Genomic DNA, 12813 nt, shown 5'->3' with positions numbered 1-12813 from the left:
CCCTATTTCATGCCGGTTCCGGCGATGCCGGTGGTGATGTAGCGCTGCAGGAAGAGGAACACCAGCGTCACAGGTATGAGGCTCAGGAAGGTCATGGCGAGGATATAGTGCCATTGCACCGAGAACTCGCCCTGGAAGGCGTTGAGCCCGACCTGGAGGGTGAAGTTCTCGCGGCTGCTCAAGACGATCAGGGGCCAGAGGAAGTCGTTCCACCGCCAGAGCACCGAGAAGATCGCCAGAACCGCGAGCGCTGGGGCCGTCAGCGGCAGGACGATGCGCCAGAAGATTCGGAACTCGCTTGCCGCATCGACCCGCGCCGCCTCGATCAGCTCGTCCGGAATAGTCAGCATATATTGCCGGAGCAGGAAAACCCCGGTCGGCGAGGCGACCGTCGGGATGATGACGCCCCAAAGATTGTCGACGAGGCCGACGCCGACGATGACGAGATAGGCCGGCACCATCACCACGGTGAGCGGGATCATCAGCGTCGAGATGATCAGCACGAAGATCGCCTTGTCGCCGCGGAAGCGATATTTCGAGAGCGCGAAGGCGGCGAGTGCATTGACGATCAGCGTCAGGAGCGTCGCGACGAAGGTGACGAAGACCGAATTCTTGAGGAAGGTCAGGAAGTTGAAGCGGGTCAGCGGATCCGTATAGTTCTCCGTCGCGACCGTCAGCCGCTGCACCGGTGAAATGCTCCTCGTATCGACGCTGACGGGATCACCCGGATTGTCAGGATCGACCATCTGCGCCTTGAGGCCGATGCGGCGGACCATCGCCATTTCCCGGACCTCGCCGTCGACCGTGACGTTCCAGAGGCTCAAGGGCTTGTCGAACCCCTGAACCTCCACCTGCACGGCGGCGCGCGGCAGCAGTGTCGGCGGAAAGCGAGTGATTTCCGCCTCGGGCTTGAGCGACGACATGCCCGCCCAGAGCACCGGCACGAGCACGGCGAGCGTCCCGCCGATCAGCCACAGCCAGGAGAGAATGTCGGTAATGTCGATCCGGCCGGCGCGCCGGGTGCGGGTGAAAAAGCCGATGGCACTGACATTGGCGGACATGATCAGGACTCCACGTTCTTCCCGAGGCGCAACTGCACCAGGGTGAGCACCAGAAGCACCAGCCCCATGAGGACGGAGGCAGCCGAGGCAAGGCCGTAGAGCCTCAGGTCGCCGGCAAACGCCATCTGGTAGATGTATTGGACGATGAACGTGTTCGCCGTGCCCGGGCCGCCGCCATTGGTCAGCACCCAGGCCTCGTCGAAGATCTGCACCGAACGGATCATCAGCAGGATCAGCACGACGAGCAGGTTCGGGCCGAGGAGCGGCAGCGTGATGCGGAACAGGGTGCGCGACGGCGTCGCGGCGTCGATTGCCGCTGCCTCGTAGAGATCCTTGGGGATCGCCTGGAGGCCGGCGAGCAGGATCAGCGTATAGAAGCCCATGTGGAACCAGACCGAGACGACGACGACGAAGAAGCGCGACCAGCCGACGTCGAGGAGGAAGATTTCCGGCGGTACGCCGAGCATCTGCAGGAAGGCGTTGAGCAGCCCGTTGCGATCCAGGAACCACTTCCAGATCAGCCCGATGACCACGGGCGACAAGAGAACTGGATAGAAGAACATTGCCCGGAAGAAGCCGCGCGCCGCTATCGCCCGGTTGAGGATCAGTGCGGTGACGAGGGCGACCAGAAGGGTGGCGGCGACATTGAAGCCGACGAACCAGAGCGTGTTCCAGATCGCCGTCCAGAAGAGCGATTCCTCGCAGCTTCCCGGCACCAGATAGCTGTCGCAGGTCAGCAGCTTGCGGAAATTGTCGAGGCCGACGAAGGGCCGGTTGGAGATCAGCAGATCGGCACCGCCGGTGAAGGCGTAGCCGATGGCGATGGCGATCGGCAGAAAGGTGAAGATTCCGAAGAGCACCAGGTTCGGCGCAAGGAAGAGATAGGGCATCCGCGCCTTGCCGATCACGCGCTCGACGGCGTTGATCGGTGCCTCGAAGAGCGCCATGACGAGGTCGAGCCCGCGGTCGGCGAGTCCTGCTGCTCTCGCCATGGTCAGGCCCTCCCGCTGATGCGGCCGAGGGCGAGCTCGCTTGCCGGATCGAAGACATGCAGGCGGCCATCCTGCGGCATGATCTTCAGAACGGCACCTTGCGGCGGGGCGAAGTGGCCGGGCCGGTGGACGATGACCTGCTCCGACTGTCCCTGGAGGTTGCCGTAGACATAGGTCTCCGTGCCGAGGCTCTCGTGATATTGCACCTCGAAAGGCAGGCCTTCGCTGTCGGAAAGGGTGAAATGCGCCGGCCGGATACCGGCAAGGACATCGTGCCCAGCTGTGACGGTGGCGGGCTCCACATCGCTCTTGAGCAGGGTCGGGTAGCCGACGTCGATGGCGACGCTGCGATCGTCGCCGATCACGATCCGGCCCTTCAAGATATTCATGCGCGGCGAGCCGAGGAAGCCGGCGACGAAGAGATTGCGCGGATGATCGAAGAGCTCGAGCGGTGATCCGACCTGCTCGATGCGTCCGGCCCGAAGCACGACGATCTTGTCGGCCATGGTCATCGCCTCGACCTGGTCGTGGGTGACATAGATCATTGTCGTCTGCATGTCGCGATGCAGCTTGGTGATTTCGGCGCGCGTCTGGACGCGCAGCGCCGCATCGAGATTGGAGAGCGGCTCGTCGAAGAGAAAGATGTCCGGTTCGCGGACGATCGCCCGGCCGATCGCGACGCGCTGGCGCTGCCCGCCCGAAAGCTGCTTCGGCCGGCGCTCGAGATAGGGTTCGATCGCCAGCATGCGGGCCGCCTCGGCGATCCGCGCGTCGATCTCGGTCCGTTTGAACTTCAGGTTCTCGAGGCCGAAGGCGAGATTCTTGCGCACGCTCATATGCGGATAGAGTGCGTAGGACTGGAAGACCATGGCGATCTTTCGTTCGGCCGGCGAGAGCGCCCCGACATCGCGGCCGCCGATCGCGATCGCGCCGGAGGTGACGTCCTCAAGACCGGCGATGATGCGCAGCAGGGTCGACTTGCCGCAGCCCGACGGGCCGACGAAGACGACGAATTCGCCATCGTCGATCTGAAGGTTCACGTCGTGCAGGACGTGAACGGTGCCGAACGCCTTGTTGAGGTTCGTAAGCTTGAGATCTCCCATCGCCTGCTCCCGGTAGATCGCCATGCTTCGGGTCGCTTCGCCCCGAAATCATGGATGTGATCGAGTCTGATAAATTCGAGCGGGATGCGGACATCCCGCTCGGTCATCTCGTCTCTTCGACGATATCCTGTGCATTCCAGCCTTCCGGCAGACGCACAGGACGCTTCACCGCCACGTCCTCCGCGACCAGCCCGTCGACGCCTTTTAGAAAGATCGCGGGCATGCCGCCCGGGTAGTCGAGGACCCCGATGATCCGGCCGTCGGCGCCGCGCGTCCAGGCATTGGCCCGCCCCGCCGCCTCGGCACTTGGAGCGATGTCCGCAAAGGTTGGCCGCAGGTCGTAGCGCAGGCCGGTGCCGAGCCGTCCGGGCTGCTGCGCAAGCGTGATCCGGTTGAGCTCGACATTGCGGATGCCGGCGTCGGAGGTGGAAACGAGGTTGATCGCTCCCTCCATTCGGCCGCTGATCTCTTCGACAAGAAGGTTTTCGACGGTACCGGCCCGGCGCTCCGGGCGCCGGTCGACCACCGTCACCGTCAGGGCTTCGCCCGAGCCCCAGAAACCGTCGAGGGTTTCGTGGCAATCGACCCCGATCCGCGAAAAACGGATGTTTCGCATGTGGCCACCGTCGCGCGAGAACAGGCCGAGGCCGCGATTGGACTCGCTGACAGTGCAGTCCTCGAAGGCGATATTGCAGAAATCGCCGAAGGACTCTGTCCCGAGCTTGAGCGCGCAGCTCAGGCTTGAGACGGTGCAGCGGCGGACCGTCACGTCCTCGCAGGTCCCGATCGCCTTGCCGTCCGGCCCGGCACTCGTCTTCAGGCAGATGCCGTCGTCGGCGGTGGAAATGATGCAACCCTCGATCAGCACGCGACGGCAGGCGTCGAGAACGATGCCGTCGGTGTTCGGTAGCCGCCGGTCGTTGGTGATCGTGACGGCGCGGATGACGACGTCGTCGCAATCGGCGAGGTGCAGGGTCCACATCGGCGAGCCGGTGACCTGGAACCCGTCGAGGCAGACGGCCCGGCATCCCTCGAAGACCACCACGCGGGGCCGGAACTCAGCCGGAATGAAGGTCCCGACATCCGGGTCGTCGCCGGTGATGAAATGCTCGCCGCCCGCCTCGATCCTTCCCGGACCGGTGATCCGCACATTCTCGGCGTTGCGTGCGACAATCATGCCCCTGTCGGATTTTTCGGCGATGACGCGAACGGCCGTATCGCGATAGGCGTGGTAGTCAGGAATGGGCCGCAGCAGGACGCCTTCCGCCAGATGCAGTTCGACGCCGCTCTTCAGGAGCAGCCCGCCCGCCACGTGCTCGCCGGCGAGCAGCGACACGCGGCCGCCGCCGCAAGCGGCGACCTGATCGATTGCCGTCTGGATCTCGGCGGTCGCATCCCGGCCGGTCGCGTCGATGCTGAGCAGCTGCGGCGTCACGATTTGGTATCCTCCTCGAGAAGCACGTCGATCAAGAGCAGCATGGTCAACGCCTGGCCGTAGGGGGTCGGCAGGTTGGGGATGCGCCGGTAGAAGTCGAGGTCGTGGCCCATCGGCGTTCCATCGGAGACGCCCTGGACGACGCCTTCCGCGTCGATCTGGCCGAGCACCGCCATCAGGGCGCGATCGGCGTGGACGCGGTCTTCCTGCCGCAGGATGCCGGCTTCGATGCCGCGCAGGAGGCCATAGGCTATGCCGGCGGTGGCGGAGGTCTCGACAGGCGAGGTCGGGTCGTTCACAAGCGTATGGAACATGCCGTCGTCACGTTGATGACGCTTCAGCGCACGGACCTGGCTGGCGAGCACGTTTGAGAGGAAGCGCTTGTCGCTGTGGTTCAGCGAGGGCACGAGCTCGAAAAGCTCGGGGATCGCCACGGTGATCCAGGCATTCCCGCGCGCCCAGAAGGCTTTGGCGAAGTTGTGCCGGCCGTTGAAGGTCCAGCCGTGATACCAGAGGCCGGTGATCGGGTCGGAGAGATAGCGGGTGTGAACCATGAACTGGTAGACCGCCTCGTCGATCCAGTCGCGGCGGTCGCAGATCACCCCGGCGCGGGCGAGGAACAGGCAGGCCATGAACAGCGTGTCGTCCCAGAGTTCGCCGTCGTTCAGCCGCTCCTTGACGACGTGCTGGAAGCCGCCATCCTCGGTCTTGGGCAGCTTGTGCACCAGCCAGTCGGCCCAGTCCTCGACGAGGGCGCGGAAATCTGGCCGGTCGACATGCTCGGTCAGGATGACCAGCGGCAGCATCGGCGCCGAACTGTTGATCTGGCGCGGCGGCAGGCCGCGTTCGATCTGCCAGGCATACCAGCCGACGAGATCGTCGATCGCCTTGCGATCACCGGTGGCGATTGCGCGGCGCAGGAAGCCGTAGAGACCGACGCCGACCTCCCAGTCCCACTCGTCGAACTGGATGCCGCCGGCATGATCCGCGCCGACGAGGCCTTCCTTGATGCCCTTGAGGCGGCTGAAGGCGGAGGCGACCTTGTCGATCTTCGTCTTGAGCATCGATCGCTCGATATTGATCTTATTCATCTGCATGGTCCACTCATGAATAGAAGAGACGGTCCGCCCGACCGGCGGGACCCGCACTGTCGAAGGTGATCTCGGGCTGCGGCTGCGCGTGGCCGAAGGTCAGGGGCTTCCCGCCGAGCGAGAAGGCGCCGTCATGGGAAAGCCGCAACGCCGGCCGATCCGGAGGCGCGACCGAAAGCAGGCGCCGATCGGCGTCGAAGCTCACCTCGGTCAAGTGAATGCGCTTGCGAAATCGCTCGAGATCAGTGCCGCTGCCGCAGCCGATGGCGCCGATCCAGCCGCAGAGGCGTCCCTCGGAGCGGAGCTCGCGCCCGGCCGTGGCGCCCTTGGTAAGCATGGTGAGGCCGTTGGTGGCGTAAAGAGCGGCGAAGCCGGCGCCCGAGCGGACGATCAGCCAGTTGTCCTCGATGAGGATCTCATCGAAACCGTCCCGTCCGAGATAGGCGTGCGTCCAGCCGTTGCGATGATCCTCCGTGTCGAAGATCATCAGCGCCAGGTCGCGGTGCTGGGCGACGCGCGGAAGAATGCCGCTGCCTGCCCAGTAGGAGGGCCGCTGCGTGCCCCAGGGATCGTCCTCGCCCGGGTGGTTCACCCAGAGCCGCGCCATCGGGTGGCCCGCCAGGCGGATGTCCATCACGTGCTGCTGGTGTCCCTTTTGGCCGGTCTTGTGGTCGACGACCGTCGATAGCTGCGCCGCCTCGTTCTTGAAGAGAACGAGCTTGCCGGCATCGAGCCCCTGCGCGTAGCGGGCCTCGATGGCTCGGCCGGGCTCCAGCCGCGCCAGCCGGTCGAGACGGGTCGGCGGGACATAGGCGGATGAGCAGAACATCGGCAGCGACGCGACGCCGCCGTTCAGCCATCCCTCGCCGAAGGCGACCGCGGCGAAAGGCGCGAGCTCGGTCAGCGGTCCGGCCCGCAGTTCCTTGTCGTAGGCGCGGCCCTGCGAGCCCGCGGGCACGCCGGCAAGAGTATGCAGCGCGATCATCTCGAAGATCAGGTCGAGCTGGCGCCGGGCGCGGCCGGCGAGTTCCGGCTCGGCCCAATGTTCGAGCGCCAAAAGGCCGATGAAGTCGATCGGGTAATAGGCCGCCGAGTTCCATTCCGCGAGCCCATGCGCCTCGACGCTGTCGAACCAGCGATGAAGGCGTGCCTTGGCGAGCGCCGCCTGCTCACGTCCGCTCCGCCCCGAGGCCGCGAAGACGGCGTCCGGCAGGAAGTCTCCGGCGAGCAACTGGCTCGTATGGAAGCACAGCACATGGTTCTCGCTCCAGAACCACATCACGTCATTGCCGGGCTCGTCCACCCAGTAGCGGTAGGCGAGGACCGATGTCCGGATTCTCTGGACGGTCTGAGGTCCAAGGTGCTCCCCGTAGGCGCGGACCAGCCAGAGCAGCGGCACCAGGACGAAGTCGGAACAATCCTCGCGTCGGTCGATCGACTGCAGCGTCACCGCGATGAGGCGGTCGATCGTTGTCCTGTCGTCGCTGCCGGAGGCGACCATGGCAAGCGCCCGGCCGATGCGTTCCGCCCCGTGGCGGGCACTGAAATCGAGTGCCGCCCGCTTTCGCTCGGTGATGCTGCCCGCCAGTGTGGCTGGCGAAAGCCGACCGAGGAAGGCGGCATCGATGACCCGGGTGACGGTGCCGGCGCCGGATCCGATCGTCAGCCGCACGCTGTGATAGCCATCGGGAATGCCGAGGGGTTCGGGAATGGAGAGCCGCGTCTCTGCTGCGCCGAGCGTCGTGGCGGCGCGCGTCAGGATCGCTCGATCGTGGCCATGGCTCACGACTTCGACGAGGAGGGGAAGGTCGGTTCCGGACGGGGCGTCGAAGACGAGTTCGAGCGCCGACCCGACGAAGACGTCGCGGCTGGGCCGGACGTCGCGCACAAGGGCGGCGAGGCGGTTGACCTCATCGCTGTCGAGAGGAACCGGCAGGACGACCGTCAGCGGCGCCTCATCCAGAAGCTCGAGCTCGAAGAACCAGATCGTGTCCCGTTCGGCGAGATCCTCCGCGTGAAGCAGGATTTCGTTGTCGCCCGGTTGAAGGTCGAGCGTTACGTCGGTCGTGCTCTCGACATTGCGCCGGAACGGTTCGAAGCGCACCTGCTCCGCGCCGTTCACCCAGATGCGCAGGCCGCCGCAGGTGCGGAGCCTCAGATGGAGCCGGCGCGGGGCATCGGTCCGGAACGTGCCCTTCAGCCACCGGCGGATATGGGTCGGCACATGCCAGAAGCCGGTGAATTCGACGTGGCGGTTCGAGCCCGGCAGGTTCAGATGCGCTGCCGGCCAGTCGCGCTCCGGTTCGATCGTCCGGCCGACCATCTCGGCCCAGAAAGCCTTGCGGCAGGGCAGGTCGCCGACATCGACGAAACCGTTGATGAAGCGGTAATTGACGCGATCCTCCGCCGGCGCCGCGGTGCCGGGGAAGCCATCGCTGATCAGCTCGGAGACGATCCAGGCGGTGATCGTCTCGCCCTTTCGGACCTCATAGGTCGGGTCGAGAGACGGCGCTTGCGTGGCGGAACTGTCCTTCATAGACCGCCTCCCGTCGATCGTATGAAAATTTTTTCACAAGTGGCGTTCTGACCAATTAGGACGTCCCGCCTGCGATATGCCCGGCAAAGAAACAGCTTGACCTTTGCGCTGTCAAGTCGCAAAAAGGTGAAAATCGAATTTGGCAGAGGAGTTCCGGTTCGATTTATGAAAATATTTTCATAGGGAGGATGAGCATGTCGAGACTCTTATCGGGCGTCAGCGCCTTTGTAATCGCCGGCTTCGTCGGCGTGGCTTCGGCTCAGGCCGAACCCAAGACGATCACATTCCTGTTTACCGATGACGATCAGGGCTACGTCCAGCGCATGGCCGAGCTCAGCAGGGAATTCGAGAGCACCCATCCGGATGTGAAGGTCAATTTCGTCTCGTCCGGCTACGACGCCGTGGCCAAGCAGTTGCCGGTACAGCTTGCGGTCGGTGAGGGCCCCGATCTCGCCAAGATCACCGATTGGCAGCTCGCTCCCTATTACCTGGACATGCGCCCCTACATGAAGGATCCGGAAGCTTACGCCAAGCTTCACGGCGCAAGCCTCGAACAACTGCGCCTGCCGAACATCAACGAGCCGAATTCCATCAACGGCTACGTGGCGTCGCAGACGCTCAACCTGCCCTTCGTCAACAAGACGCTGTTCGAGCAGGCCGGCGAGCCCCTGCCGGGGCCGAAGGCGACGCTCAAGGAGATCGTCGAAGCCTCGGCGCGGGTCGCGAAGGCAACGGGCGTGCAGGTTCCCTTCACCATGGACCGCTCCGGCCACCGCTTCTCGGGTGCCGCCTTCTCCTACGGTTCGACCTACGTGAAGGACGGCAAGTTCAACTTCCCGGACGAAGCAGCCAAGAAATATATCGCCGACGTCTATTCCTGGACCGAGAACAGCAGCTTTCCCAAGGAAATGTGGGGCGCGGCCGGCGGATCGCAGTACAAGAACATGGGTGACGAGTTCGTCAACGGCAACGTGGTGACCTATCTCGCCGGCAACTGGATGGTCAATCCGTTCCAGACCAAGATCGGCGACGCCTTCGATTGGACGGCGATCAATGCGCCTTGCGGCGAGGCCGGATGCTACGCCATGCCCGGCGCCACCGCGATCGTCGGCTTCAAGCGCACCAAGCACCCGGAAGCGGTGGCCGAGTTCATCGAGTTCCTCGGCTCCGAGAAGATCCAGCGGGAAATCGCCGAAAATTACGTGATCCTCACCGGCGCCGACATCAAGGACCCGCAGTACAAGCTTTCGAGCGAGAACGCCAAATCCGCCATGGCGGTGTTCCTCGACAACAAGAAGAACGTACCGCAGGCGGCGCGCGACTTCGAGCGCCAGAAGGGCGGATCGGCGCTCTACCAGCAGATCGTGCAACGCATGAGCCAGCTGATCGTCGGCGAATTGTCGCTCGATGAGACCTACAAGGTGCTGGAGGACGACGTGCGCAAAATAAACGAAGCGCGCGCCACCCAGTAAGCGCCACTCCCATAAGCCTCCCAGGCTGGACGGCGTGCCCGCTCCGTGGGCGCGTCGTCTCTCGCGCTCGAAGCAAAACGAAGAGGAACCTCATGCAGTCGTCGATAACTGTTCGCCACGCGGTTCACTACTCGCAGTCGGAAGCCATGACCGGGAGCGAGTTGCGGCAGAACTTCATGATCGAGGAACTGTTTACGCCCGGGCGCGCGACCGCGGTCTACACCCATTACGACCGGCTGCTCCTCATCGGCGTGATGCCGGACAGGCAAGCGATCGGCTTCGGCGAGGACTTGGCACGCGTCGTCGGCGGAGAATTCCTGCTTGAGCGGCGCGAGTTGGGGCTGATCAATATCGGCGGTCCGGGGATCGTCCGGGCGGACGGAGCGGTCTTCGAGATCGGCTTCCAGGACGCGCTCTATCTCGGCATGGGGACCCGAGACGTCTCTTTCGAAAGCGCCGATCCTTCGGCGCCCGCCAAGTTCTATATCAACAGCGCCCCCGCCCATGCCGCCTTTCCGGCCCGGCCTATCCGCAAGTCGGAAGCGATTGAGCTCAATCTCGGCGACGGCAAGACCTCGAACAAGCGAACGCTCTTCCAATATATTCATCCGGATGTCGTGCCGAGCTGCCAATTGCTGATGGGCATGACGCGGCTCGAGCCGGGCAGCGTCTGGAACACCATGCCGGCGCATACGCATGACCGGCGCATGGAGGCCTATCTCTATTTCGAGGTGCCGCAGGACGCCTTCGTGGTTCATCTCATGGGACGGCCGGAAGCGACCGGCCACCTCATCGTCAGAAACGAACAGGTGGTCGTCTCGCCGCCCTGGTCCGTCCACTGCGGCGCCGGCACCTCGGCCTACGCCTTCATCTGGAGCATGGCGGGCGACAACAAGTCGTTCAAGGACATGGATTTCGTGCCGATGGGGGAGATCCGATGACCGCCGCCGCCGGCCCTTTCGACCTCATCGGAAAGCGGGCACTGGTCACCGGCGCACACTGGCCTGGGGCAGGGCCTCGCTGTGGCGCTCGCTTCCGCCGGCACCGACGTCATCGGGCTGGGATCGCAGGAGATGCCCGAGACCCGGAGTAAGGTGGAGGCGCTGGGTCGGCGGTTTGAGGAGGTCGTCTACGATCTGCGCAATCCGCGCGGTATATCGGAGATGTTTGCCAGTCTTGTCGAAGGCGGACGAACGGTCGATATCCTGATCAACAATGCCGGGCAGATTCGCGGTCCGACTTCACCGAATTCACCGAAGAGGACTGGGACGACGTTCTGAACATCAATCTGAAGAGTGGCTTCGTGCTCTCCCAGGCGGTCGTCCGGCATATGCTCGAACGCGGCGTCAAGGGGCGCATCGTCAACATCGCCTCCCTCTTGTCCTTCCAGTGCTTGCCGTCGACGGCGGCTGGCTCGCCCGCTAGCTCGGAAGGCACCAGTTGCCCCGCTTCGGCGACCGCCTGCCCCATCTTCCTTTCGATCGCGTCCCATGCGAGGCTTCGGCTGGGATCGCCGCGGGCGGTGCAATTTCCGTTGCGGCCGGCGGCGCTAGCTTCCACCCGTTCCCCGACCGCCCCTCGGGCGTTATTTGCGGGAGTGCAGCATGCGGACACTCGAGCCTTTGCCGGTCGTCGCGATCATCGGAGGCGGTTTCAGCGGTGCCGCCGTTGCGCTGCATCTCACGCGCTCTCTGGGCGTGGAGCGAGCGGCGCGGATCGTCGTCTTCGAACGCCGCGCCAGGCTCGGCTCCGGCCTTGCCTATGACACGGCAGAGCCCGCGCATCGCATCAATGTGCCGGCCTTCAAGATGAGCCTTTATCCGGACGAGCCGGAAAGCTTCGCTGACTACGTCGTCCGAGCCGATACGGTCGCGACCGATCCGGGCTCCAATAGTCCCGACGGCATAGCCTATCCGCGGCGGTCAGTGTTCGGCGACTATGTCGCGGCCGAACTCGCCCCTTGTCTCGCCAGCGGGGCGATCGAGCACAGGCGCAAGCGCGTACTTGAAGTGAAGCGATCTGCAGGCCAGTGGACGATCCTTGCGGAGGATGGGGAGGCACTCGTCGCCGGCATTGCCGTTCTTGCCGTCACGCATCCGGCGCCGGCGCTGCCAAAGGCTCTGCTGCCGCTTTCGTCTTCCCCCAAGCTGGTTGCGGATTCAACGCGCGCCGATGCGCTGGACGGCATCGCGTCGGCAGATCGCGTGCTGATCGTCGGCAATGGTCTGACAGCGGCGGATGTGGTCGCCGCGCTTGCCGAGAGAGGCCACGGCGGGTCGATCGTTTCCATTTCGCGGCGCGGCCTGCGGTCTCGCGGCCACCCGGCGATCGCGCAAGAACCGTTTGGCGACTTCGTCTCCGATCCGGCCAGCCGCGCATCGGAGCTTCTTCGCCGTATTCGCCGAACGCTGCGGGACGCCCGGCAACAGGGCCTGAGCTGGCATCCGGTCATCGACGCGGTGCGGGCGCAGGGCCAGCAGATCTGGCAGGCCTTGCCGCTCGTCGAGCGCCGCCGCATTGCGCGGCTGGCGCGATCCTATTGGGACGTGCATCGGTTTCGCATAGCGCCGCAGGTCGAAACCGTTCTGGACAGGGCGATCGAGGAAGGCCGACTGGAAATTGTTGCTGCCTCCATCGCATCGGCGGCGATCGAGGACGGGGAGATCCGGGTCGATCTCCGGCAGCGCGGCCGCGACGCGCCGCGACGGATCGTCGTCGATGCGATCGTGGTAACCACCGGCCCCGCCCATGGAGAGATCCTGAAGTCTCAGCCCTTTCTGGCGGGACTTGAGAGGGACGGCGTGCTCGCTCCTTGCGAAACCGGTCTCGGGATTGCATGCGATCTTCGTTCTCGCGCCGTTGGCGCGGACGGCCGGGTGCAGCCGAACCTCTTCATCGCCGGACCGCTGGCGCGCGGCACCTTCGGCGAATTGATGGGTCTTCCCCAGGTGACGGAGCATGCGGTTTTCGTCGCCCGAGAAATCCAGGCGCTGCTCACGATGAACGAAGCGAACGGCTTCACCCCGTCTCCGGCCTGAGAATTCTCCCACCGACTCGGAGAAAATATTATTTTGATTAAAAACAGCGGCTTGATCGTAATTTCGGGCGTGCGCAGACGCCTTT

The 12813-nt window shown here is 64.5% G+C and carries 10 protein-coding genes and 1 pseudogene; 5 read left to right on the top strand and 6 right to left on the bottom strand.

Annotated elements, in window-relative coordinates; genetic code table 11:
* Positions 1–2 precede the first annotated feature (2 nt).
* The 6 genes from CO664_RS12900 to CO664_RS12875 form a co-directional block, all read right to left on the bottom strand.
* Positions 3–1061: a carbohydrate ABC transporter permease gene (locus CO664_RS12900; RefSeq protein WP_037419584.1), complete on the bottom strand. Its 1059-nt coding sequence runs from the start codon at positions 1059–1061 to the stop codon at positions 3–5.
* A 2-nt stretch (positions 1062–1063) separates the two neighbouring features.
* Complete coding sequence (locus CO664_RS12895; protein WP_097538974.1) at positions 1064–2053, bottom strand: sugar ABC transporter permease; 990 nt, start codon at positions 2051–2053, stop codon at positions 1064–1066.
* A gap of 2 nt (positions 2054–2055) precedes the next feature.
* Positions 2056–3156 (bottom strand): sn-glycerol-3-phosphate ABC transporter ATP-binding protein UgpC, encoded by a 1101-nt coding sequence (gene ugpC / locus CO664_RS12890; RefSeq protein WP_176536586.1) that lies wholly within the window; start codon positions 3154–3156, stop codon positions 2056–2058.
* Between the two features lie 103 nt (positions 3157–3259).
* A complete protein-coding gene (locus tag CO664_RS12885) occupies positions 3260–4594 on the bottom strand; it encodes a glycoside hydrolase family 28 protein (protein ID WP_097538972.1) in 1335 nt (444 codons plus the stop codon).
* Positions 4588–5682 carry a glycoside hydrolase family 88 protein gene (locus CO664_RS12880; protein WP_176536585.1) on the bottom strand — a complete coding sequence of 365 codons (1095 nt, stop codon included), beginning with the start codon at positions 5680–5682 and terminating at the stop codon, positions 4588–4590. Before CO664_RS12880 ends, CO664_RS12885 begins: the two co-directional genes overlap by 7 nt.
* A 13-nt stretch (positions 5683–5695) precedes the next feature.
* Positions 5696–8218: a hypothetical protein gene (locus CO664_RS12875; RefSeq protein WP_097538970.1), complete on the bottom strand. Its 2523-nt coding sequence runs from the start codon at positions 8216–8218 to the stop codon at positions 5696–5698.
* Positions 8219–8412: 194 nt separating this feature from the next.
* On the opposite strand from CO664_RS12875, the gene CO664_RS12870 reads away from it, so the two are divergent.
* The 5 genes and pseudogenes from CO664_RS12870 to CO664_RS12855 all read left to right on the top strand — a co-directional run bounded on the left by CO664_RS12870 (position 8413) and on the right by CO664_RS12855 (position 12728).
* Positions 8413–9690 (top strand): ABC transporter substrate-binding protein, encoded by a 1278-nt coding sequence (locus tag CO664_RS12870; protein WP_097539195.1) that lies wholly within the window; start codon positions 8413–8415, stop codon positions 9688–9690.
* Between the two features lie 92 nt (positions 9691–9782).
* Positions 9783–10631, top strand: coding sequence for a 5-dehydro-4-deoxy-D-glucuronate isomerase (gene kduI, locus CO664_RS12865; protein WP_097538969.1), 849 nt, complete (start codon positions 9783–9785; stop codon positions 10629–10631).
* Positions 10632–10712: 81 nt separating this feature from the next.
* Positions 10713–10970: an SDR family NAD(P)-dependent oxidoreductase gene (locus CO664_RS12860; RefSeq protein WP_337441820.1), complete on the top strand. Its 258-nt coding sequence runs from the start codon at positions 10713–10715 to the stop codon at positions 10968–10970.
* A pseudogene (locus tag CO664_RS31690) lies at positions 10967–11038 on the top strand (hypothetical protein); the annotation flags it as partial. The gene CO664_RS12860 and the pseudogene CO664_RS31690, both read left to right, overlap by 4 nt.
* Positions 11039–11294: 256 nt before the next feature.
* Positions 11295–12728: an FAD/NAD(P)-binding protein gene (locus tag CO664_RS12855; protein WP_097538968.1), complete on the top strand. Its 1434-nt coding sequence runs from the start codon at positions 11295–11297 to the stop codon at positions 12726–12728.
* Positions 12729–12813: the final 85 nt, after the last annotated feature.

Source organism: Sinorhizobium sp. NG07B (genome assembly GCF_002532005.1).
Lineage (GTDB): Bacteria > Pseudomonadota > Alphaproteobacteria > Rhizobiales > Rhizobiaceae > Sinorhizobium > Sinorhizobium fredii_C.
This window is presented reverse-complemented; position numbering and strand designations above follow the sequence as displayed.